This window comes from Acidisphaera sp. S103, assembly GCF_009765975.1.
In the GTDB taxonomy this organism is placed as follows: domain Bacteria; phylum Pseudomonadota; class Alphaproteobacteria; order Acetobacterales; family Acetobacteraceae; genus Rhodopila.
Window position 1 is genome coordinate 176,112 of record NZ_LMUJ01000054.1, and the last position, 23,357, is coordinate 199,468.

The following is a 23,357-nucleotide window of genomic DNA, read 5'->3' on the forward strand; positions in this document are numbered from 1 at the left end:
CGTAACGCGCCCCGCGTGGTCGCGTGCATTCGGTGTCGGCGTGGCCCGAAAGCAACGGGTTCGGTAGCGAATTTTGTTCTTTGACAATGATGCCGGCCGGTCGCTGGCCGATGTTGGTCTCGCGGCTTTGCGAGGAATTTGACCATGACAAACGTTTCGGATCCAATCCGCGTCTTTGGCGCGAAGCGACTGGACGACGGCGCCGTCAGGTTTCGGCTGTGGGCGCCGGCACAGGAAACCGTGTCCGTCGCGATCGAATCCGGCGACCTGCTGCCGATGCGGCGCGACGCCGGCGGCTGGTTTGAAGCGACGGCGCGTGTGCCGGACGGCACGCGGTACCGGTACCGGCTGGCGGACGGCATGATGGTACCCGATCCCGCCTCGGTCGAACAGGCGGACGACGTGCATGACGCCAGTGTCGTGCGAACCCAGCCGTTCGCGTGGCGGCATCCGGATTGGCATGGCCGGCCCTGGACCGAAACGGTGTTGTATGAGGTGCATCCCGGTTCAGCCGGTGGATTTCGCGGAATTCGCAACGACCTGCCTCGGTTGAAGGACCTTGGGATCACCGCGATCGAGTTGATGCCGGTCAACGACTTTCCGGGCAAGTGCAACTGGGGTTACGATGGGGTGCTGCCTTATGCACCGGATTCGACCTATGGATCGCCGGACGAACTGAAGGAACTGGTCGATGCCGCCCATGGCCTGGGACTGATGATGTTCCTGGACGTGGTGTATAATCATTTCGGTCCCGACGGTAACTATCTGCATGCCTACGCGCCGCAATTCTTTCGCGACGACGTGATGACGCCATGGGGACCGGCGATCGACTTCCGCCGGCCGGAGGTGCGCGATTACTTCATCGGCAACGTGCTGATGTGGCTGACCGAATACCGTTTCGACGGCCTGCGCTTCGACGCCGTGCATGCCATCCAGGAGCAGGATTGGGTGGTGGAGATGGCGGCGATCGTTCGCGCCACCGTCAATCCAGAACGTTACGTCCATCTGGTGCTGGAACATCACAACGCCGGGTCGTTGTTACGCAAAATCGCAGCCGCGCAATGGAACGATGACGGCCACAACGTGCTGCACGTGCTGCTCACGGATGAAGACGGCGGCTACTACGCCGATTACGCCGCCGATCCCGCGGCCAGGCTGGCCCGTGTCCTGGCAGAAGGCTGGGCCTATCAGGGTGAGCGATCGGCATATCTGAAGGCGCCCCGCGGGGAACCCAGCGCGGACCTGCCGCCTTACGCCCACGTGCTGTTCCTGCAGAACCATGACCAGATCGGCAACCGCGCCTTTGGGGAGCGGCTGACGACGCTGACCGCGCCGGCGGCGTTGGAAGCCGCGATCGCACTGCAAATGCTGTGCCCGCAGATTCCCCTGCTGTTCATGGGTGAGGAAACCGCATCGGCCACACCATTTCTGTTCTTTACCGATCACCACGCCGAACTGGCGGACGCCGTACGGGAAGGCCGCCGCCAGGAATTTGCCGGTTTCGCCGCATTCGCCGATCCGGACAAGCGCGAGCGCATTCCCGACCCAAATGCCGCCGAGACGTTCGCCGCATCGGTCCCCCGGCCGGCGTCCCCCGTTCGTTTCGCCCTCTATCGCGCGCTGATCGCATTGCGGATGAAAGAAATCGTCCCGCGGCTGGCCGGAACGACTTCCCTTGGTGCGGAACCGATCGGGCCGAAGGCTGTCCTGGCGCGATGGCGCCTGGGTGACGGCGCATGCCTGACAATTGTTGTGAATCTTGATGCGGATGCGGTGGCGTTCGCAACGCCGGCGGGGCGTGTGCTGTTCACCACGGGTGACACCGCGCCGATGACCGCCGCGTACCTGGAGATTGCCGCATGAGCGACGACATTCTTACAGACCTTGCCCGTCGGGCCGGCATCGCCGTCGAATGGCAGGACTATGCCGGCCGCCCACATGTCGTCGCTCCACCGGTTCTGCGCCGCGTGCTGGCTGCTCTGGGGTTGCCGGCCGATTCCAGCCGAGACGTGGCCGCGAGCCGCCGATTGCTGACGAAACGCAGCAGCCTGGCCGATCTGCCGCCATTGGTGACCGCCGTGGCTGGCCGCCCCACACGCCTTGACCTGGGGGGCAACGATTTGCTGCCGGCGGAACTGGTGCTGGAATCGGGGAACACGCGGCCGGTCGCGCTGATGCCGTCACGCGGGCGGCTGCGCATCCCGGCCGTCGCCGAAACCGGCTACCACCGGCTGCGTGTCGGAGAGCGGGAGATCGTTCTGGTGGTGTCGCCGGGCCGGTGCCGTTCGATCGAGGATGTCGTTCCGGATGCGCGATTATGGGGCCTCGCGGCGCAGCTTTATGCCTTGAGCCGCCCCGGTGACGGCGGCATCGGCGATCTGGCCGGTGTCGCCGATCTGGCTCGGGTGGCGGGCGCAAAGGGGGCCGATGCCATCTCCCTGAGTCCCATGCACGCACTGTACGCCGCGGATCCGTCTCGCTTCGGCCCCTACGCGCCGTCCAGCCGGCTGTTCCTCAATCCATTGCACGCTGCACCCGAACTGGTGTTCGGCCCCGCCGTCGACCGAGGGGCGCCACTGTCCAACGGCCTGATCGATTGGCCGGTCGCGTCGGCCGCAAAATATGCATCGTTGCGATTAAGGTTCGATGCATTCCGGTACGGGGATGACTGGAATGGGCCGTTGGGGGCCGATTTCGGGCAATACCGGGCGAATGGCGGGGAACTGTTGCGTGATCACGCGTGCTTCGAGGCATTGCAGGCCGAACGCATGCCGCAACGGACATGGCGTGACTGGCCGACGGACCTGCGCGACCCGCGTGGCGTCGCGGTCCGCTTCTTCGCCGATACGCAGCCGGATGAGATTCTGTTTCATCAATTCCTGCAATGGCTTTCCGATCGCTCCGTCGCCGCCGCGCAGGACGTGACGCGACAGGCCGGCATGCGGATTGGCCTGATCGGCGACCTGGCCGTAGGCATGGACCCCGCGGGCAGCCACGCGTGGAGCCGCCAGGACGACATTCTACTGGGTCTGACGATCGGGGCACCGCCGGACTTGCTCAACCCGGATGGCCAGAACTGGGGCCTGACCGGATTTTCGCCCCGAACCATGGAGGCGAACGGATTCACCTCCTTCCTCGCGACATTGCGTGCGGCGATGCGCCACGTCGGCGGCATCCGTATTGATCACGTAATGGGTCTCGCTCGGCTTTGGCTGATACCGGAAGGCGCATCGCCGGCGGACGGCGCCTATCTGAACTTCCCGGTCGCCGATTTGTTGCGGTTTATGGCACTGGAATCGGTGCGTCACAACGTCGTCGTGATTGGAGAGGATCTGGGAACCCTGCCCGAGGGATTCAATAACACGCTGGAACAGACGGGTATCCACGGCATGCGGGTCTTGTGGTTCGAACGCGACCGGCAAACCGGCTTCTCGCCATCCCGGGGCTGGAATGGCAGCGGCGTGGCAATGACCTCGACGCATGATTTACCGACGGTCGCCGGCTGGTGGAAAGGCCGGGACATCGATCTGCGCCGCGGGGAAGACGCCGAACGTGCGGAACGCGAGCAAGATCGGCCGAAACTGTGGGAGGCCTTTGTGCGGGAACACATCGCGGAAGGTCCCGTGCCGGATACGGAAGAAACCGGCCGTGTGGTGGACGCCGCCGTTCGTTTCATCGCCAAGACGGATCTGCCGTTGTCGCTGATCCCGTTGGAAGACCTGCTTGGCCAGGTCGAACAGCCGAACCTGCCTGGAACCACGACCGAACATCCCAACTGGCGCCGCCGTCTGCCGGTTGCGGCCGGTGCCGTGCTGGAGGACGAAGCCGTCGCCCGCCGAATCGATTTCGTCGCCGCGGAAAGACCGCGCCAGTGACCCCTCCTCGGGCAACGATGCGGTTGCAGTTTCATAAGGGATTCACGTTCGCCGATGGTGCGGCCCTGGTGCCGTATCTGCTCGACCTGGGCATCAGCTACATCTATTCTTCCCCTATACTCACCGCTCGGGCTGGATCGATGCACGGCTATGATGTCGTCGATCCCACCACGGTGAATCCAGAATTGGGCGGTGAACGCGGCTTCCGCGGCCTTGTTGCGACGGCGCGTTCAGCGGGTCTGGGACTGATCGTCGATATCGTGCCAAATCACATGGCCGTGGGTGGCGCCGACAATCCCTGGTGGACCGATTTGTTACGCTATGGACGGTCCAGCCGCTATGCAAACGTCTTCGATGTGGACTGGGAACCGGACGATCCGGATTTGCACGGCAAAGTGCTGGCACCGTTCCTGGGTCGCCCGTACGGTGAAGCCCTCGACGCCGGTGACATTCGGCTGACCAAGAACCACGACGGCGAACCGGTCATCCGCTATTTCGACAGCGAATTCCCGATCGATCCCGCTACCCTGGACGGACCCGACGGACTTCACGGCCTTCTCGAACGGCAGCACTACCGCCTCGCCTGGTGGGGTGTTGCCGGCGACGAAATAAATTGGCGCCGTTTTTTCGACATCAACGGCCTCGCTGCCCTGCGGATCGAGGACTCGGCGGTGTTCGAGGCGACCCATGCCACCCTGTTCCGACTGTATGCCGATGGCCTGATCGACGGTTTTCGCGTGGATCACGTGGACGGCCTGTCGGACCCGCCCGGCTACTGCCGCCACTTGCGCCGGCGCTTGGACGAACTCGCGCCGGATCGCCGAGCCTATTTGGTGATCGAGAAAATTCTGGGCAGCGGGGAAGCGTTGCCAACCGATTGGGGTGTGGATGGCACCAGCGGGTACGACTTCATGAACGAGGTCAGTGCCGTCCAGCATGATGCCGCCGGCGCGGATTGTCTCGCCCGGTTATGGCACGATCTGACCCATCGTCCCGCCGATTTTCACGCCGAGGAAACCATCGCGCGACTCGAAATCCTGGAACATGGTTTCGCCGCCCAACTGAATGCCGTAACGGCAGCCCTGCACCGCATTGCCCGGTCCCATCGCGGCACACGCGACATATCCGCCGCCGCGATCCGTCGGGGCTTGGTCGCGCTGCTGTCGCATTTTCCAGTCTATCGCGGTTATGACGCGGGATCGGTTCGTTCGGCGTCCGATCAGGCCGCGTTCGCACAAGCCCTCGCGGCGGCGAAGCAGGCGACCCCGTCATCCGCGCACGTCACCCTCGATCAACTGGGCCGCTGGCTGGGTGGCGAACCTGGACACAAGGCCGCGAATACCCGTTTCCAGCAACTCAGCGCCCCCATCGCCGCAAAAGCCGTGGAAGATACCGCCTTCTACCGCTACGGCCGTTTGCTGTCGCGGAACGATGTCGGCTTCGATGCCGCTCGTCTGGGCGGTTCGATCACGGATTTCCATCGCGACTGCGCCGACCGTCTGGCGCGCTTTCCCGACGCCATGCTGGCCACCGCGACCCACGATCACAAGCGGGGCGAGGATGTGCGTGCCCGCCTGGCGGTGATCAGCGAAATTCCCAACGAATGGGCGGCCTTCATCACAAAATGCGGCGCGATCGATACGCCAAAACCCGACCCCGCCGATGAAATCATGCTGTATCAGATGATCGTCGGCGCCTGGCCACCTCAACTGGATCCCTCCGACGCGCCCGGCTGCCAGGCGTTCGCCGAACGGCTGGCGGTATGGCAGCAAAAGGCACTGCGCGAAGCCAAATTGCGCACCGACTGGACCACCCCCAACCAGATCTACGAGACAACTGCTCGAGATTTCCTGTTCTTCCTGTTCTCGAAACAAAGTGATTTCCTGCCGCTCGCCCGATCTTTCGTCGATACGATCGCCCCGGCCGGCGCGGTGAACGGCCTGGCACAAACCGTTCTGAAAATGACCGTTCCGGGCATGCCCGATTTCTTCCAGGGTACGGAATTCTGGGATTTTAGCCTGGTCGACCCGGACAACCGCCGGCCCGTCGACTACCAGGCCCACCGCGAGGCCACCGGGCAGTCGTGGCGCGATGGCCGCATCAAGCAGGACGTGATCCGCAAAATACTCACACTGCGCCGTCAGGCACCGGACCTGTTCGCCCGAGGCGACTACAGCCCGCTGCCGGTGAAGGGTGCGCTTGAAGAGCATATCATCGCTTTTACCCGTACCCATGGCCGATCGGCGCTGATCGTGGCCGTGCCCCGTCTGGTGCATCGTTTTCTGCAACCCGGCGATGGCCTCGCACTCGACCCGGACTGTCTGCTGGACGGTACATTACTGTTACCGGAACAACTGCACGGTCGCGTGTTTCACCCGGTGCTGGCGGATGGTGAAACCCTGACCGCCGGTCTGGATGTTCCGCTTTCACCGCTGTTTGCGCATTGTCCGATAGCGGTATGGACGACGTTCGAATCCGCGTGATGCCGCGCTGCGATAGGCGCACCGGCGCGTTCACCCTTCGTCACCGCCGCGGATATTCCGGCGGTTTGTTCGAAAGGCGATAACCATGATCTCGAAATCACGATCTTTGCTGTTGGCCGCGACGCTGATCGCCGCCCCGATGGGCTTCGCGATGGCACAGGGAACGACTCCGGGCGTCAATACCGGCGCAAATGGTGTGTCCGGGGATTCACAGACTGCCCCGACGCCGCCTCCGTCAGCGGCCGCGACCAACCCCTACGTGCCGGGCGCCACCGGTCAGACGGTGGTTCAGGGCTCCGGCAGCAGCATGGCCGGTTCAGACCGGGTCGTGCCAAATCCCAATGCCGCCGCGACATCGGTCACCGGCGGCGGCGGTCACTAAGCTGGCATACGCGCCCGGTCAGCGAGCCTTGACCGGGCGGTTGCCATGGCTGGATTGCGGCACGCCGCGGTTCAACGATAGATGCGAATGCACACCCCGCCAGCCGCCGGCCGATTTGTGGAACACAATCGTCGCCCGGCCGGGCCGATCGAACGGTGCCCCGTCCGGGTGGAAACCCGTGCTGGTCCAGGGTGCGATAACCACCACCATACTGCCGTCGTCCGAGACCAGAACATGGGTCTCCGGAATGGTGAAACGGAAATCGTCCGTCTTCGGCCACACGTTATCCCACTGCGTGTTTACCCAGGCCTCCAGGCTCGGTAGGACGTCCTGGTGTGTGCCGAAGGCCAGGATCTCCGGATGAAACAGCGGACGGGCCGACGCGTAGTCCACCGCCCGCACATGGGCGGAAAACCCTTCCAGCCAGGCGACGAACCAGGCTTTCGTTGCGGCATCAGCTTCGGGCAAACCCATTCAAATCCCCTCTACGACAGTACCAACGCCGATCGCCGGCGCGACCGCCAGTCGCTGGCCAACGCCATCACCGACGTCAACACCATGAACAGCACCGACGAAAAGAACACCCATCGCGGCAGATTGTGATCCATGATCCAACCGCCAATCAGCGGCCCGACCGTGCCGCCGATGTTGAAGCCCGTCGTAACGATCCCGAACACGCGGCCAAACGCACCGGGCGGTGACGCAGCCCTGACCAGCATGTCGCGAGAGGGAGAGATCATACCCGCCAGGAATCCGGCCGTCCCCATCGCCACCACAATCAGGACCGCGCCCAGGTTGACCGCTCCAACCAGCAGGATCAGCACCGCCGCGCTGCCGAACCCGACCGCTGCAACGTCACCGTGCCGCAGGGTCCGATCGGCGATCTCACCCCCCGCCAGAACGCCCATGGCGGAGGCGAACAGAAATGCCGACAGCGCCCAGTTCGCCCAGGACAGTGACAAGCCGTAAATGGAAATCAGCGCCACCGCCGAATAGTTGGTCAGGGCGCCGGTGCTCAGGCTCAGCAGCGTGAAGAACCCGACCAGCCCGAGCACGGTCGGAGTCAGCAACTGCCGCATTGGGATATGCACCGCTGCACCGGCCGGTATCCGGGATGCGGCATGGCGGTCCAACCAGCCTGCCATCGTCAGGGGGATGGCAACCACCAGACCCAGCACGCCGGCGGCCATGATCGCGATCCGGAAGCCAAACATCTCGGCACCGAACAGCATCACGACCGGGGTGATGGCGCTGCCGAGGAGGCCCGCGAACGTATGAATGGAAAACGCCTTACCCACCCGGCTCGGTTCGATCACCGCGCCCAGGATGGCATAATCCGCCGGGTGATAGACCGCGTTGGCGACGCCGCCCAGCGCCATCGCACACAGCATCCACGGATAGAACGGGAACAATCCGATGGAGATATAGGCTGAACCGCCCACCAGCAGGCCGCAGATCAGCATCCGCCTGGCGCCGAAGCGATCGACCGCATAGCCCATGGGCGCCTGGGCCAGGCCGCCGACAATGTTGAACAGCGTGATCGCCAGCCCAAGTTCGACGAACCCGAGACCCAGATGGGCCTTCAGCATAGGAAACAGCGGGATCAGCACAAGGTAGTAGATGTGACTGACCATGTGCGCGGAGCAAATCAGCGCGAGCGATTTAACCTCGGTCCGTTGCAGGGGTGTATTCATTGATCACTCTGCGCGCGTCGTGGTTTCGGGATAGTGCCGATCACATCAGAAGCAGCCAGGCGGTCGATTTCCGAACGGGTGAGGCCGAGCCGGCCGCCCAGGATGGTTTCGTTGTCCTGGCCCAGTGTAGGGGCAACGCGGCGAACTGGATAGGCATCAGGCCCTTCGCGGAACGCGGCGGAGGACTGCCAGTGCGGCCCGATGAACGGCCGGTCCAGGCGGCGCCAGAAGCCCCGCGCGACCAGATGCGGGTCGTCTGTCAGCGCCAGCGGCGTGCGGACCACGCCGGCGGCGACGCCACGCGCCTGCAACACGGCCATGGCGTCGTCCGGTGACCGAACCGCTGTCCAGTCGGTGATCAGGGCTTCCAGCGCGTCCTGCCGGTCGCGACGTTGAGCGGCGGTCAGGTCGGCCAGATCGTCCCGGCCCAGCACGGAACACAGTGCCCGCCACATCGCGTCGCTGGTAACCGAAACCGCGATCCAGGCATCCGAACCAGTGCAGCGGAAGCAGCCTTGCGGAACGTATAGCGGATGGCGGTTGCCGGTGCGCGGCGGGGTATGGCCGGTCGCGGATTGCTCGATCAGGGCTGGCGCGATCAAAGGCAGCATGCACTCCACCTGCGACAGGTCGATGTTCTGCCCCTGCCCGGTCGCCTGCTTGTGCAACAGCGCCACCATCAGCGCCGCGGCGGCGTTGAACCCGCCGACAGGGTCACCATACGCCGTCTGGTTCATGGTGGGTGGGTCGTCGGGGAAGCCGGTGATCGTGGGCAGGCCGGATGCCTGTTCCAAGGTGGAACCGTAGCCTCGGCAGGCGCTCCAGGCGTTGTCCGATCCGAACGCGGGCATCGACAGCATGACAAGGCCGGGCTTGACCTTGCTCAGCACGCTGTAGTCCAGGCCCAGTTTGCGCAGTACCTCGGCCGAGTAGTTCTCGATCACGGCATCCGCGTCGGCGACCAGCCGCTTCAGCAGTGCGACGCCGTCCGGATGGGTCAGGTCGAGCGTCACGTCCAGCTTGTTGCGGTTCATCAGTTGGAACCAGGGGATTTTCTCGTATTTCTGTTCCGCGATGAAGGACGCGCGCAGGTCGGTGCCGCGCCACCAGTCGGGATACTGGCAGGCCTCGACCTTGATGATCTCGGCACCCAGTTCACCCAGATGGCGCGCGGCGGTCGGGCCGGCCCAGCCCATCGTCAGGTCGATGATGCGCATGCCGTGCAGCGGCAGGGTCTTGCCCGATGCGGGTTCGGCAGGACGGTCCGCTGCCGGAACCAGCCATACCGCGGCGTCCTCGCCGGCCAGCGGCGCGGTGCCGCCGGCGCGTGGCGGGGTCAGCGTCAGGTGCTGCGGCAGCACCGGTGCCTCGAACCCAACGTCGCCAATGCGGACCGGGACGAAGGCGCCCCGAACGCGATGGACATGCTGTTCCAGCAGCTCCGCCATCGTCGGAACGACCGCCATCGGCAACTTGTATTCCAAAGCCAGTTCGAACCATTCGGTCGCGGTGCGGGTTTCCCACACCGGCTGGAACAGCGCATCGATCTCTTGCGCATGCGCCAGGCGATCGGTGTTGACCGCGTAACGAGGATTCTTGGCGAGATCCGGCATCCCCAGCATGGCGCAAATGCCGCGCCATTGGCCGGGGGTCACGATGGTGACACCGATCATGCCGTGCTGCGTCTGGTAGATGCCGACCGGATAGTTACGTCCGAAGCGATTTACGCCGGGACGAGCGCGAGACACACCGATATCCCAGGCAACCGCGGCTTCGTATTCCGCGATATTGACAGCGGTTTCATGGACACTGACGGAAAAACGCCTGCTGCCGGACGCGCGGTCATACAGCCCGGCAGCCGAGGCAATGAACGCCGCCAATCCCGCGATGATCCCCGACTGGCAATCTGTCGCCAGCGTCGGCGGCCCCTCCGCTCGGCCCGTTAGCGCAACAAGTCCGCCCAGCGCCCGAACCGTCGCCTCGGTCGCCGCGAACCCGGCATACCGGCCGGACTCCCCGAACCAGGAGATGGTGGTGGTGGCAACTGTCGCCCGAATAAACTCCGCCCCCTCCGTCATGGCCGGGCGCGTCCCGGCCATGACGGCGAGACTGGGACGCCCGTCCAGCAGCAAATCCGCCCCCGGCAGTAGTTCGCCCAACGCCGTCTCAATCACGCTTCGCTTGTTGGTGTTCAGCCAGGCGAACAAACCACTTTCTCCGCCCGAAAGTATCGGTGGAAACGACCGCAGCGGGTCGCCGCCCACCGGTTCCAGCTTCACCACATCCGCCCCGAAATCGGCGAACAATTTGCCGCAGTAATCCAGTGCGATACCGGACCCGACCTGCAGCACGCGGAAACGAGACAGGGGCATCGTCTAAGGCCGCATCGTGAACATGGATTGCCCCGGAGTCCGCAACGGCGCCGCCATGTTGGCGAACTCGCACAACAGCGGCCGCGTATCGCGCGGATCGATGATTTCCTCGATAATGAAAGCCTCCGCCGACCGGAAGGGAGACCGCATCTGCTCCAACCGGTCACCGATCTCCTTCAATTTCGTCTCCGGATCATCCGCCGCGGCGATCTCCGCCCGATAGGCCGCCTCTACGCCGCCTTCGAGCGGCAGGGATCCCCAGTTGCCCGACGGCCATGAATACCGGATCGGCGTCAGCGTGTGCGGCACATGCCCGCCGCCGCCCACACCGAAGACGTTGCGGATGATGATGGCGCACCACGGAATGGTGGACTGGTGGATGGCGCTGATCGCCGTGACGGCGTGCCGCATTGTCGCCGTCGACTCCGCTTCCAGCCCGACTGCGAACCCGAAACAATCCACCAAGTGTACCATCGGCAGGTGAAACGTCTGTGCCAAGTCGACGAAGCGGGTGATTTTCCGCGACGCCGCCGCTCCCCACGCCCCGCCGCCATACAGAGGGTCGCCGGCCAGGATCGCCACCGGCCAGCCGTCCAATCTGGCAAACCCGGTGATGATGGCGCGGCCGAAATGTTTCCCCATCTCGAAGAAACTGCCTTTGTCCACCACGGACTCGATGATCTTGCGCATGCTGTATGCTTTGCGCCGGTCCTTCGGTACGATCGAAATCAGATGCGGATCGCGCCGCTCCGGATCGTCGTCACGCGCCCCTCTGGGCGGCAATTCCCACACCGAGGACGGCAGATACGACAGGAATCGCCGTGTGCGAGCGAAGGCTTCCTGTTCGGTATCGACCGCGTCGTCGACCGTGCCCGCCGCTACCTGTACGTGATGCCCGCCCAGCGCCTGCTTGGTGCGTATCTCACCCAAACGTTCCACCACCGGCGGACCGGCGACAAAGACCGCCGACGTATCCCGCACCATGATGGAGTAATGACTGGCGGCCAGACGCGCCGCCCCCAGCCCCGCGACCGATCCCAGCCCCAGCGCGACGACCGGCACCCGGCCCATGTTCTGCGCACACAGCCACAAACCGGAGCTCTGCCCGATCCCACCCGGCAAATTCGCATGCCCACGCGTCTCGATGGTTTTCACCGACCCGCCGCCGCCGGACCCTTCGATCATGCGGATCAGCGGCAGGCGGTACTCGCCGGCCATCTTCTCCGGCATGAAATACTTGCCCTTGATCGAGGCATCGGCCGACCCGCCGCGCACGGTGAAGTCGTCGCCATAGATCACCACCGGCCGGCCATCGATCGTGCCGCGGCCGAAGACCCCGTTCGCCGGCATGAAATCGGTCATGACCGAACCGGTTTCGTCGTAGGTGGCCTTGCCGGCGATCGATCCGATCTCGAAAAAAGACTCGGTATCCAGGCACTGATCGATCCGCTCTCGAACCGTCAGCCGTCCGCCCGCGTGCTGGCGTGCGATCCGTTCGGGCCCACCCATCTGGCGTGCGATCCGCTTGCGTTCGGCGAGTTCATCCAACTCCGTTTGCCAACTGGCGGACGGATTGGGCGTCATCTGATCCATTCGGTCTGCGCTCTTGTCTCGGACGTTCCGGCGGAATGTTCCCACCGGCGGGCGCCCGGGTCAAACCTGGCGCACGTCCGAAGCGGCGACCGCCTATCCAGCTATCGGCACCACGTCTCCGGCGACGATCCGGTGGCGGCCCTGCGGCGTATCCAGCAGCAACGCCCCATCGGCATCCAATCCGGCGAAATGGCCGGCGACAGGCTGGCCCCCCGCGTTCGCCCTGATCGCGGCGCCGATCGGATAGGACCGCCCCAGCCATTGCTCCCGGATCGGCGCGAAGCCATCGATCCGCCAAACCGCGAGGTGACTCCCCAGCCGCCCCAGCAGGATGTCACGTGCCCCGTCGACCGAGGCGATGCCGCCATTGGCCACGATGGTCGTGGTTTTGTAGGCGACGTTCGACGGTGCCTCCAGGACGTTCAGCCCGATGCCCATGATGACCGCATCGTCCACCTGCTCCAGCAGGATGCCGGCGATCTTGGCACCGCTGACCAGCACGTCGTTGGGCCATTTCAGCATGGCTCGGGTCTGCCGTGGCAGCAGCGCCTCCACCGTGTCCGCCACCGCGAGCGCCGCTAGGAAGCTAAGTTCAGCGGTGCGGTTTGCCGGTTCGCCGGTGCGCAGCAGGATCGAGATATACAGATTGCCGGCCGGGCTGAACCATTTGTGCGCCATGCGGCCACGCCCGGCGGTCTGTTCGTCGGCGTGCACGACGGTGCCATGCGGCGCACCTTCCTGCGCCAGGCGGCGTGCTTCGTCGTTGGTGGACCCGATCTTGTCGTGGTGCCACACGGTGAACCCTTCGCTCATGCCACCTCGCTGCCGCGTGTCTCGATACGCAGGTTATCATGTTCGGTGGGGGGTTTATAGCGGCCCCGGATATCGCCTGTTCGGCACTCGCACCGTCATGCTGGCCCGTGCGGGCATGACGGTGCAAGCGATGCCGGCCGGCCGGAATCTCCGGTCGCCGGTCCTACAATCCCTCGAACAGCACCGTGGTGATATAACGTTCGGCGAACGACGGGACGATCGCAACGATCCGCTTCCCGGCGTATTCCGGCCGCTTGCCCACCTTCAGCGCCGCCGCCAGGGCCGCGCCGGAGGAGATGCCGCCGGGAATGCCTTCGGTGCGGGCAAGGCGGCGGGCGGCGACCAGCGTTTCCTCGTTGGAGACCGTGATCACCTCATCGATCGCCTTGGTATCCAGGACCTCCGGCACGAAGCCGGCGCCTAGGCCCTGGATCGGATGCGGGCCCGGCTTGCCGCCGGACAGCACCGCGCTGGCCTCCGGCTCCACCGCGATCATTTTCAGTCCCGGCCGCCGTGGCTTCAGCACCTGCGCCACGCCGGTCAGGGTGCCACCGGTGCCGACGCCGGAGATGATCGCATCGACCTCACCGTTGGTGTCGAACCAGATCTCCTCGGCCGTGGTCTTGGCGTGGATTTCGGGGTTGGCCGGATTGCCGAACTGGTTGGCGGTCACCGAACCGGGATTGGCCGCCAGCAGTTCCTTCGCCCGGGCGATCGATCCGTTCATGCCTTTCTCGCGCGGCGTCAGCTCCACCTCGGCGCCCAGGTAGGTCAGCATCTTGCGGCGCTCGATCGACACCGATTCCGGCATGGTCAGGATCAGCCGGTAACCCCGAGCCGCCGCCACGAAGGCAAGGCCGATGCCGGTGTTACCCGATGTCGGCTCGATGATCGTGCCGCCCGGCGGCAGTGTGCCCGAGGCTTCCAGTGCCAGGATCAGGTTTACGCCAATGCGGTCCTTGACGCTGGCCAGCGGGTTGAAGAACTCCAGCTTCAGGGCGATGTCGGCGGTGATTCCTTCCTCGGCGACAATTTTGGGGATGCGCACCAGAGGGGTGTTGCCGATGGTTTCGGCGATGCTGTCATAGATGCGGCCCCGCAACGGGCGGTCGAAAACCAGCGGCTTGTGTTCGGTTGCCATGATGCTTGTCCTTCTCCCGGTGGGCCGCGGCGATGGCCGGTGGCGGCATTTGGTGGCGCATAAAGGGCCAAAACCTTTCTTCCTGGCAAGGTGGGGTCGGCCGGGAGCAGAAATATCGCCCTACATTGGATCGACGTGGAATTTTATCCCACGAATCTCATTTGCGGTGCATCGTCGTGCTGCCAACACGATTATCCCCGCCTTGGCAACCGGCGATCCGGATGCACATTACCCGCATGACATCTCTGTTCGCCGCCTTCCCGCTCACCGCCGCCTCCATCGCGGCATCGGTCGCCTCTTATCGGGCTGGCCCATGAGCGCCCGGTCGGCGTCCGTCCGGTTCATCCTGATCACCCTGGTGATCGATGCGCTGGGATTCGGCCTGGTGGTGCCGATCGTGCCGTCCCTGGTGGTGAAACTGTCCGGCCTGACCGTCTCTGGCGCCTCGGTTTGGGTGGGATTGCTGCTGACGGCCTATGCGCTGATGCAGTTCGTCTGCGCCCCGATCCTGGGCGGCCTGAGCGACCGGTTCGGCCGCCGGCCGGTGCTGCTGCTGTCGTTAAGCGGGATTTGCGCGAACTATCTGCTGCTGGCCTGGGCGCCCTCGCTGACGTGGCTGTTCCTCGGACGGTTGATCGCCGGAGCGACTGCGGCGAACGCATCCACCGCCACCGCCTATATCGCCGATGTGACGCCGCCGAAGCAGCGGGCCGGCCAGTTCGGCCTGGTCGGCGCCATGTTCGGGATCGGTTTCGTCCTGGGTCCCGCGGTGGGCGGCGTGCTGGGCACCTATGGCCTGCGCCTGCCGTTCCTGGCCGCGGCGGGGTTGGCCGGCTGCAATGTTCTGTACGGGTTGCTGGTGCTGCCGGAGAGCCTGCCGCCGGAACAACGGCGTCCGATGGACTGGAGCCGAGCCAATCCGATGGGCTCACTTCGGCTGGTGATGGCGAGCCGCAACATGGGGCGTCTGGCGATCGCTTGGGGCGCCATCTGGTTCGCTCTCGGCGCGCTGCAAAGCACCTTCGTGCTGGCCAACGAGGCTCGGTTTGCCTGGGGTACGCGGCAAAACGGCCTGGCGCTGGCGGTCGCCGGGCTGGGATCGGCGGTGGTGCAGGGGTTGCTGGTGCGGCGCGTGGTGCCGGCGCTGGGAGAACGCCGGGCGGCGATGATCGGCGGGGTCATCGTGGCCGTCGCGTATCTTTGCATCGCGTTCGCGCCGGTCGGCTGGGTGGTGGTGTTGGGATTGGTGCTGCAATCGATCGGGGCTGTTACCAGTCCGGCGATCCAGGGTCTGGTTTCGGCCTCCGCCGCGGCGGACCGGCAGGGGGAAACGCAGGGCGCGTTGTCTTCGGTGCAGGGGCTGACGGCGATCGTTTCGCCGTTGATCGCCAGTTGGGTGTTTTCCACGTTCACCGGCTCGGCTGCGCCCATTTGGCTGCCGGGCGCGCCGTTCGTGGTTTCGGCGTTGGCGTACGGGTTGGCGATCTGGGCGATCTCGGGGGTGCGGCCGCCGCCGGCATTGGTCGGCGCCGACGCCGGCGTTACAGTGGCCGCGACGACCGAGACAGGAGGAAGCCGATGACAACCCGCCCCCCGAAGCAGAAGGCACCGGCGCTGAGCTGCGACTGCCATTTCCACATCTTTGGCCCGTACGACCGGTTTCCGCTGAGCGAAGGCCGTACCTATTCGCCGCCACCGGCCCTGGTTCCACAATATCTGGACATGGCGGAGGCGCTCGGCCTTCAGCGGATGGTGGTGGTGCAGGCCAGCGTGTCCGGCACCGACAACGCGGTGACGCTGGACGCGATCCGGCAATTCGGACTGCACCGGGCGCGTGGCGTGGCGGTGATCGACGACAGCTTCGACGATGCGGCCCTGCGCCGCCTGCACGATCAGGGCATCCGCGGCGTGCGGTTCAACATGGTCTCCGGCAACGGCACGCCGGAGGATCAGTTGGAGGCGTTGGGCCGCCGGGTGGCGCCGCTGGGCTGGCACATCCAGATTTATGCCGATGGCGAAAAAATGTTGGCGATCGCGCCGCTGCTGGCGCGTTTGCCGGTGGAGGCGGTGATCGACCATTGCGGCGGCGTGATGGCGGCGCTGGGGACCGGACACAACCAGTTCCAGGCACTGCTGCGGCTGATGGACAGCGGGCGGGCCTGGATGAAGGTGTGCGGTTACCGGGCGTCCTCCACAGGTGCGCCGTGGGATGATGTCGAGGCGAACGTGAAGGCGCTGGTGTCTGCGGCACCAGACCGATGCGTGTGGGGGACAGACTGGCCGCACCCGCAGATGGACCCGGTGCCGGATGCCGGGCTGTTGTTGGATCAGTTGTTCGCCTGGCTACCGGATGCCGGGGTGCGGCGGAAGGTCCTGGTGGACAACCCCGCTCGGCTTTACCGGTTTTAGACCAAACGCATCATGCGCCGTCATGGCCGGACTGTCCCGGCCATCCGTCCCCCAATGGTTCGTGCAAAGGGTGGGGTGCGGAGAGGCCGATTCTCACCACACACCGTTACGACGGTGACAGCGCGCCCGCCCCGACATCCACCCTCGCCTTCGCGTACCGCTTCGCCAGCCAGGCACACACCATCAACTGGATCTGGTGAAACAGCATCAGCGGCAGCACGATCAGCCCGACAGACTGGCCGGCCAGCAGCACGGTTGCCATCGGCAACCCGCTCGCAAGGCTTTTCTTCGACCCGCAGAACACGATCGTCACCTCATCGGCGCGCGAGAAGCCCAGCAGCCGGCTGCCATAGGTGGTGATCGCCAGCACGGCGCCCAGCAGCACCGCATCGATCACCAGCAGCCGGCCCAGATCGGTCAGGCCAAGCTGGTGCCAGATACCCTGGGTCACGCCCTCGCTGAACGCGGTGTAAACCACCAGCAGGATAGAACCGCGATCGACCAGGCCAAGCAGTGTCCGGTTGCGTTCGGCCCACGCGCCGATCAGCGGACGCGAAAGCTGACCAGCGGCGAACGGCAGCAGAAGCTGAGCCAGGATGTCGCCGAGTCCGCTGATCGAGAACCCGCCCTGGGCGCTCAGCAGCAGCCCCGCCAGCAACGGCGTCAGCAGCATGCCGAGCAGGTTGGATGCGGTGGCGGCGCACAGGGCCGCCGGCACGTTGCCGCGGGCGATGGAGGTAAACGCGATCGACGATTGAACCGTTGAAGGCAACACGGACAGCAGGATCAGACCGGTCCAAAGTGGGGCGCTGAGAAGGTGCGGGACCACGGCCCGTGCGGACAGGACAAGCACCGGAAACAGCATGAAGGTGGAGGCCAATACGATCACGTGCAGCCGCCAATTGCGGGCACCGGCCAGCGCGGCCCTGGGGGCGAGGCGGGCACCATGCAGGAAGAACAGCAACGCGATGGCGGCCGTGGTCAGGTGGTTGGCGACGCCCGTGCCGGCGCCATGCACGGGCAAAAGGGACGCCAGACAGACCATGCCGACGATGGCGGCGATGTAGGGGTCGATCGGTAGCCAGGACAGCAGGGCCTTGGGGGACATCGCCGGTTCCTTTGTGTCTTCTGCGATGCAGGAAATGATGTCCCCACGGTGGGTTATTGTGAAGTAACCTAACTGGTGTTATTGTTATGACGATTTATGATATCCGGCTGTTTCGAGAGGCCGCCGAAGCGAAATTATGGCACGCCCGCGTGAATCCTACCGCGGCGAGGGAAACCAATGTTCGACCCAATCCATCTGGAAAGTTTTCTTGCCGTCGTGCAGACCCGCAACTTCACCGAGGCGGGCCGGCGCCTCGGTCTCCAGCAGTCGACGGTCAGCCAGCACATCCGCAAGCTGGAGGCGCGAGCCGAACGGCGCCTGTTCGTGCGCGACACCCACAGCGTGACTCTGACAGCGGATGGCGAGGCGATGACCGGCTTCGCGCAGACCATCCTCGACACCAACCAGCGGGCGCGGCGTTACTTCGCGGGGTCACAGCTGCGCGGGCGTGTGCGGTTCGGCACGTCGGAGGACTTCGTCAGCACCCGTCTGCCGGAATTGCTGCGCGAGTTCGTCCGCCAGCACGCGCTGGTCGACCTGGAATTGAAAGTCGGGGTCAGCGCGGTCCTGTATGGCGAACTGGATGCCGGAGAACTGGACCTTGTGCTGGCGAAGCGCCGGAACGGCGACGACCGGGGCCAGTTGGTATGGCGTGACCGGCTGGCCTGGGTCGCAGCGCCGGGCACGCAGATCGGGACACCCGTGCCGCTGATCCTGTTCAATGCACCCAGCATCACCCGGTCGGTGGCGCTGGAGGCGATGGAGCGGGCCGGCCTGACATGGCGCATCGCCTGCACTAGCGGCAGCTTAAGCGGTCTGCGCGCCGCCTGCCTGGCCGGTCTCGGCGTCACTGTCCATGCGCGGGGTTTGATGCCGGAGGGCCTGATGGAAATGCCAGCCTCTGCCGGGCTGCCGACGCTTGGCGACGTGGAGTTCGTGGTTCTGGGCGTCAGAACCGGCCCGCGGGGACCAGCGGCGGCGCTGGCGGCGGCGATCCTGGCGAACGGGGACCGTCTGCAGAGGGCGGGATAACCACCGGCTTCGGGGCAGACAGGCCTTACTGCCGATGGATCAACAACACCCCGGCTGGTGTTACCTGACGCGGTTCGCCACCAATTCCGTCACCACGCCCGGATCGGCCAGCGTTGAGGTGTCCCCCAGGCTGTCTGTCTCATTCGCGGCGATCTTGCGCAGAATCCGGCGCATGATCTTGCCGCTCCGCGTCTTCGGCAGGCCCGGTGCCCATTGGATCGCATCGGGTGAGGCGATCGGGCCTATTTCCTTGCGGACCCAGGTGACGAGTTCCTTGCGCAGCGCCTCGGTGGGTTCCTCATCGGCGTTCAGGGTGACGTAGGCGTAGATGCCCTGGCCCTTGAGATCGTGCGGGAATCCCACGACCGCCGCTTCCGCGACCTTGGGATGGGCGACCAGCGCGCTTTCCACCTCGGCGGTGCCCATGCGGTGGCCCGAAACGTTGATCACGTCATCGACCCGGCCGGTGATCCAGTAATAGCCATCGGCATCGCGGCGGGCGCCGTCGCCCGTGAAGTACAGGCCCTTGAAGGTGGAGAAATAGGTTTGGATGAACCGTTCGTGGTCGCCGAACACGGTGCGCATCATGCCGGGCCAGGGGTCGCGGATGCACAGGTTCCCCTCGGCCGCGCCGGTCAGCTCCTTGCCGTCGCCATCGACCAGGATCGGCTGGACGCCGGGCAGCGGCAGGGTCGCGGACCCCGGCTTCAGAGCGGTCGCACCCGGAAGGGGGCTGATCATGATGCCGCCTGTTTCGGTCTGCCACCAGGTATCGACGATCGGGCAGCGTTTCTCCCCGACCACGTTGTAGTACCACAGCCAAGCCTCCGGATTGATCGGCTCGCCGACGCTGCCCATCAGGCGAAGCGATGCGCGGGACGTCCGCTCCACCGGCTTGACGCCTTCCCGCATCAGCGCGCGGATGGCGGTCGGGGCAGTATAGAAAAGGCTGACCTTGTGCTTGTCGATCACCTGCCAGAAGCGGCTGCTGTCCGGGTAATTGGGAATGCCCTCAAACATCAGGGTGGTCGCGCCATTGGCGAGCGGGCCATACACGATATACGTGTGCCCGGTCACCCAACCCACGTCCGCGGTACACCAATAGACGTCGCCCGGGCGGTAATCGAAGACGTTTTCATGGGTATAGCTGGCCCAGACCAGATAGCCCCCGGTGGTATGCAGCACGCCCTTCGGCTTGCCCGTGCTACCCGAGGTGTACAGGATGAACAGCGGATCCTCCGCCGACATCGGCTCCGGCGGGCAGTCCGGCGACGCGGCGGCGAGCAGCGTGGCATAGTCATGATCCCGGCCGGCGACATGGTTGACCGCAGCGCCGGTTACCTTTGCAACGATAACGGTCTTGACGCCCGGGCAGGATTTCAGGGCCGCGTCGGCGTTCGCCTTCAGCGGCACCGGCCGGCCGCCACGCCGGCCTTCATCTGCCGTGATCAGCATCGTGGAGTCACAATCCTGGATGCGGTTGGCCAGGCTGTCGGGGGAAAAGCCGCCGAACACGACCGAATGGATCGCACCGATCCGCGCACAGGCCAGCATCGCCACGGCCGCTTCCGGCACCATCGGCATGTAGATCGTGATCCGATCGCCGCGCTTGGCGCCCAGCGCCTTCATGGCATTCGCCAGGCGGCAGACCTGATCGTGCAGTTCCCGGTACGTCACATGCCGGCTGGAGTCCGGATTGTCGCCTTCCCAGATGATCGCCGTCGCGTCCGCGCGTTCGGCCAGATGCCGGTCGAGGCATGATACCGAGGCGTTGAGAACCCCGTCTTCAAACCACTTGATCGACACGTCTCCGCTGAAGCTGGCGTTCTTGATCTTGGTGGGAAACGTCATCCAGGCCACACGCTTGGCTTCTTTTTCCCAGTAGCCATCCGGATTCGCCGCCGCTTGCCGATATGCCTCCTGATATCCGGCGGCGGTCACGCGCGCTTTTGCGGCGAAGGCGGCCGGGACGGAAAAGACGGATTCCTGGGTGAGAGCGTTGTCTGCCACGGATTGTTTCCCTGCCTTTTTGCAAGCTTCCCTGTCGTGCCGCGCCGGTCTGAGGTCACCCGTCGCCGAGCACGTGGATACTGCCGTCTCGGATCACCACATCGACCGGGGTCAATCGGTCGCCTCGGCACGGTCCTGAGATACACGCCCCGGTGGCGATTGTGAACTCGGCACCGTGGGTCGCACAGATCAGATGGCGTCCGTCCACCGATAGAAACCGGTCGGGTGTCCAATCCAGCGGCGTGCCGATATGGGGGCACGCGTTTTCGTAGACATACACATTGTCACCTTGGCGGACCGCCACCAGTCCGGTGAACGCCCCGTCGGCGCCGGGAAATCCCTTGGCGCCGTTCTCGGGGATGTCGGTGACCCGGCATAATGTCCGCATGCCGGTCGGCATCAGATTTTCCATCCACCCATCCGGCACAGTTTATCCCAATGCGGCTTCGAAACAGGCATGACGGACAGCCTGGACTGACGCACCAGCGCCATGTCCGCGAGGCTCGGGTCTGCCTTGATATCGACCAGCGTAACGGGTTTCGGCAACGGACGAACCGCCTTCATATCGACGCACACCCAGTCTCCGCTTTCCGCCGTCGGGTCTGGATAGGCTTCCCGCGCGACCTCCACGATGCCGACGATCTGCTTGCCGACATTCGAGTGATAGAAAAACGCAAGGTCCCCCTTGGACATCGCCTTCAGGTTGTTCTTCGCCATGTGGTTGCGCACGCCGGTCCACGGCTCGACCCGGTTCGCGACTTGTTGATCCCAGGAAAAAGCATCCGGCTCCGATTTCACCAACCAATAGCCGGTCATCATCTCTCCCCATCGTTCGCGCGCTCGGATCGGAGCGTCTTGGTCGATCTTGTCACCGCGACCGGACGTTGTTCAATGCCCCGGTTCGGAATATTTGGGGCTTGGTGACAGAGATCATCCTGATGGCGCGGCCGCCATGGCATGATCGGCGTGTGCTTTCGCGATTTGGGCCAATCGGGTAGAGGACAACCAGTGGACGCTCGCTCATCCGTCGCGCCGCCCCGTTTGGGAAGGACGCTGCATCGGTTCGCCAATCCGGGCCAATTCCTTCGGCTGTCCGGACGGGTTCTGCCGTGGCTGTTTTGGGCCGGCGCGCTGCTGACTGCCATTGGCGTGGTCTGGGGCTTGTTTTTCTCCCCGGACGACTGGCAGCAGGGCGATACTGTTCGCATCATGTATGTGCATGTGCCGTTTGCCTGGCTCGCATCAGCCGGATATCTGTCGTTGGCGATTTGCAGCGTGTTGTCATTGATATGGCGCCATCCGCTGGCCGACCTCGCGGCGGTTGAGATTGGACCGGTCGGCGCCGGCTTCACGGCCGTTTGCCTGGCGACCGGCAGCCTGTGGGGAAGGCCGACCTGGGGTGCGTGGTGGGTGTGGGACGCGCGCCTGACCTCGGTATTCGTGCTGTTTTTACTCTATCTCGGCCATATCGCGCTGGTCCGGGCGTTTGACGATCCTACGCGCGGCTATCGGGCCGGCGCCATTCTCGCGCTGGTTGGCGTTATCAACCTGCCCATTATCAAGTTCAGTGTCGATTGGTGGAATACCCTGCACCAGCCGGCCTCGATCACTCTGATGGGCGCGCCGACGATCGCGACAAGCCTGTTGTGGCCGCTGCTGTTCACCACCTTAGGATTCAGCCTGCTGTTCGCCGGGATCACCATCGCCCGCACGCGTGCCGCGGTGATGGAACGCCGAATCCGAGCCCTGCTGATGGCCAAGGCATCGTCCTCCGGCGGAGAAGAGGTTCTGTCGTGACCCATTGGCCCTACATTGCCGCGGCCTACGTTATCGCGGTCGGGATGCCGCTGGTCCTTTCCGTCGAGGTGCTGTTTCGCGTCAGGTCGGCTCACCGCCGGCTGCGGGCGATCGACACACGCTCCGGCCGGGGCAGGGCATGACCCGCAAGAAGCGGCGCCTGCTGGTTCTGCTGGTCTGCGGCGTCGGCCTGTGTTCGGCCACGGCGCTGATCCTGTCGGCGTTCAGCGACAATTTGGTGTTTTTCGTGTCGCCATCCGATCTGGCCAAATCGGGGCCCAACGGCCGGCAGGTTCGCCTGGGCGGTCTGGTGGAGCAGGGGACGGTCGAAAAATCGACGGGCGGCCACGCTGGCGCCCAGTTCAAGGTCACCGATGGCAACGCCAGTGTCGAGGTTGTCTACAAAGGCATCCTTCCGGACCTGTTCCGCGAGGGCCAAGGCGTGGTCGTACTGGGAGTCGAGCAGCCGAACGGGGAGTTTCGTGCCTCGGAGGTGCTGGCCAAGCATGATGCGACTTACATGCCGAAGGAAGTCGTCGACGCGCTGAAGAAGTCCGGGCGTTGGAACCCCGCCGCCGGGCCACCGCCGCCGGCCTCCACATGGAACCTGCCGGGGAAACCCGCCGGGCCTTCCGGGTGACATGACTC

General features: G+C 64.9%; 20 protein-coding genes. 10 read left to right on the top strand and 10 right to left on the bottom strand.

Annotated elements, in window-relative coordinates; translation table 11 throughout:
- Positions 1 to 144: 144 nt before the first annotated feature.
- The 4 genes from treZ (at position 145) to GSQ89_RS17200 (ending at position 6,740) form a co-directional block, all read left to right on the top strand.
- The gene (gene treZ, locus GSQ89_RS17185) at positions 145 to 1,863 is read left to right on the top strand and encodes a malto-oligosyltrehalose trehalohydrolase (protein WP_158927386.1); all 1,719 of its coding nucleotides are present in this window, start codon (positions 145 to 147) and stop codon (positions 1,861 to 1,863) included.
- A complete protein-coding gene (gene malQ, locus GSQ89_RS17190) occupies positions 1,860 to 3,875 on the top strand; it encodes a 4-alpha-glucanotransferase (RefSeq protein ID WP_158927388.1) in 2,016 nt (671 codons plus the stop codon). The genes treZ and malQ overlap by 4 nt, the downstream gene beginning before the upstream one ends.
- On the top strand, positions 3,872 to 6,358 hold the full coding sequence (gene treY, locus GSQ89_RS17195) for a malto-oligosyltrehalose synthase (protein WP_216856216.1): 2,487 nt from the start codon (positions 3,872 to 3,874) through the stop codon (positions 6,356 to 6,358). The genes malQ and treY overlap by 4 nt, the downstream gene beginning before the upstream one ends.
- 85 nt (positions 6,359 to 6,443) lie before the next feature.
- On the top strand, positions 6,444 to 6,740 hold the full coding sequence (locus GSQ89_RS17200; protein WP_158927390.1) for a hypothetical protein: 297 nt from the start codon (positions 6,444 to 6,446) through the stop codon (positions 6,738 to 6,740).
- A gap of 18 nt (positions 6,741 to 6,758) precedes the next feature.
- Here GSQ89_RS17200 and GSQ89_RS17205 read toward each other — a convergent pair whose 3' ends face one another.
- The 6 genes from GSQ89_RS17205 to cysK all read right to left on the bottom strand — a co-directional run bounded on the left by GSQ89_RS17205 (position 6,759) and on the right by cysK (position 14,353).
- Positions 6,759 to 7,214 (bottom strand): nuclear transport factor 2 family protein, encoded by a 456-nt coding sequence (locus GSQ89_RS17205; RefSeq protein ID WP_158927392.1) that lies wholly within the window; start codon positions 7,212 to 7,214, stop codon positions 6,759 to 6,761.
- Between the two features lie 11 nt (positions 7,215 to 7,225).
- Positions 7,226 to 8,434: an MFS transporter gene (locus GSQ89_RS17210; protein ID WP_216856217.1), complete on the bottom strand. Its 1,209-nt coding sequence runs from the start codon at positions 8,432 to 8,434 to the stop codon at positions 7,226 to 7,228.
- Positions 8,431 to 10,806, bottom strand: coding sequence for a CoA transferase (locus GSQ89_RS17215; RefSeq protein WP_158927394.1), 2,376 nt, complete (start codon positions 10,804 to 10,806; stop codon positions 8,431 to 8,433). The genes GSQ89_RS17210 and GSQ89_RS17215 overlap by 4 nt, the downstream gene beginning before the upstream one ends.
- A gap of 3 nt (positions 10,807 to 10,809) precedes the next feature.
- Positions 10,810 to 12,399 carry an acyl-CoA carboxylase subunit beta gene (locus tag GSQ89_RS17220; protein ID WP_216856218.1) on the bottom strand — a complete coding sequence of 530 codons (1,590 nt, stop codon included), beginning with the start codon at positions 12,397 to 12,399 and terminating at the stop codon, positions 10,810 to 10,812.
- A 93-nt stretch (positions 12,400 to 12,492) separates the two neighbouring features.
- Entirely contained in the window at positions 12,493 to 13,212 is a 720-nt protein-coding gene (locus GSQ89_RS17225) for a biotin--[acetyl-CoA-carboxylase] ligase (protein WP_158927396.1), read from the bottom strand.
- Positions 13,213 to 13,375: 163 nt separating this feature from the next.
- A complete protein-coding gene (gene cysK / locus GSQ89_RS17230; RefSeq protein ID WP_158927398.1) occupies positions 13,376 to 14,353 on the bottom strand; it encodes a cysteine synthase A in 978 nt (325 codons plus the stop codon).
- Between the two features lie 313 nt (positions 14,354 to 14,666).
- On the opposite strand from cysK, the gene GSQ89_RS17235 reads away from it, so the two are divergent.
- Positions 14,667 to 15,935: a TCR/Tet family MFS transporter gene (locus GSQ89_RS17235; protein WP_158927400.1), complete on the top strand. Its 1,269-nt coding sequence runs from the start codon at positions 14,667 to 14,669 to the stop codon at positions 15,933 to 15,935.
- Positions 15,932 to 16,762, top strand: a complete 831-nt coding sequence (locus GSQ89_RS17240) for an amidohydrolase family protein (protein ID WP_158927403.1) — start codon at positions 15,932 to 15,934, stop codon at positions 16,760 to 16,762. The genes GSQ89_RS17235 and GSQ89_RS17240 overlap by 4 nt, the downstream gene beginning before the upstream one ends.
- A gap of 106 nt (positions 16,763 to 16,868) precedes the next feature.
- Here the strand turns inward: GSQ89_RS17240 and GSQ89_RS17245 are convergent, their stop codons facing one another.
- A complete protein-coding gene (locus tag GSQ89_RS17245) occupies positions 16,869 to 17,870 on the bottom strand; it encodes a bile acid:sodium symporter family protein (protein ID WP_158927405.1) in 1,002 nt (333 codons plus the stop codon).
- Positions 17,871 to 18,047: 177 nt separating this feature from the next.
- Between GSQ89_RS17245 and GSQ89_RS17250 the strand changes: the two genes are divergently transcribed.
- Positions 18,048 to 18,902 carry a LysR substrate-binding domain-containing protein gene (locus GSQ89_RS17250; protein ID WP_158927407.1) on the top strand — a complete coding sequence of 285 codons (855 nt, stop codon included), beginning with the start codon at positions 18,048 to 18,050 and terminating at the stop codon, positions 18,900 to 18,902.
- Positions 18,903 to 18,962: 60 nt separating this feature from the next.
- Here the strand turns inward: GSQ89_RS17250 and acs are convergent, their stop codons facing one another.
- The 3 genes from acs to GSQ89_RS17265 are packed head-to-tail and all read right to left on the bottom strand — an operon-like array spanning position 18,963 to position 21,731.
- The gene (acs, locus tag GSQ89_RS17255; protein ID WP_158927409.1) at positions 18,963 to 20,912 is read right to left on the bottom strand and encodes an acetate--CoA ligase; all 1,950 of its coding nucleotides are present in this window, start codon (positions 20,910 to 20,912) and stop codon (positions 18,963 to 18,965) included.
- Between the two features lie 55 nt (positions 20,913 to 20,967).
- Positions 20,968 to 21,324, bottom strand: a complete 357-nt coding sequence (locus GSQ89_RS17260) for a Rieske (2Fe-2S) protein (protein ID WP_254073246.1) — start codon at positions 21,322 to 21,324, stop codon at positions 20,968 to 20,970.
- On the bottom strand, positions 21,312 to 21,731 hold the full coding sequence (locus GSQ89_RS17265) for an EVE domain-containing protein (protein ID WP_158927416.1): 420 nt from the start codon (positions 21,729 to 21,731) through the stop codon (positions 21,312 to 21,314). Before GSQ89_RS17265 ends, GSQ89_RS17260 begins: the two co-directional genes overlap by 13 nt.
- 189 nt (positions 21,732 to 21,920) lie before the next feature.
- On the opposite strand from GSQ89_RS17265, the gene GSQ89_RS17270 reads away from it, so the two are divergent.
- Genes GSQ89_RS17270 through ccmE form a run of 3 tightly spaced genes read left to right on the top strand, consistent with a single transcriptional unit; the run spans position 21,921 to position 23,349 of the window.
- On the top strand, positions 21,921 to 22,709 hold the full coding sequence (locus GSQ89_RS17270; RefSeq protein ID WP_254073247.1) for a heme ABC transporter permease: 789 nt from the start codon (positions 21,921 to 21,923) through the stop codon (positions 22,707 to 22,709).
- Positions 22,706 to 22,852 carry a hypothetical protein gene (locus GSQ89_RS38520; protein ID WP_216856219.1) on the top strand — a complete coding sequence of 49 codons (147 nt, stop codon included), beginning with the start codon at positions 22,706 to 22,708 and terminating at the stop codon, positions 22,850 to 22,852. Before GSQ89_RS17270 ends, GSQ89_RS38520 begins: the two co-directional genes overlap by 4 nt.
- Positions 22,849 to 23,349 carry a cytochrome c maturation protein CcmE gene (gene ccmE, locus GSQ89_RS17275; protein WP_158927420.1) on the top strand — a complete coding sequence of 167 codons (501 nt, stop codon included), beginning with the start codon at positions 22,849 to 22,851 and terminating at the stop codon, positions 23,347 to 23,349. The genes GSQ89_RS38520 and ccmE overlap by 4 nt, the downstream gene beginning before the upstream one ends.
- Positions 23,350 to 23,357: the final 8 nt, after the last annotated feature.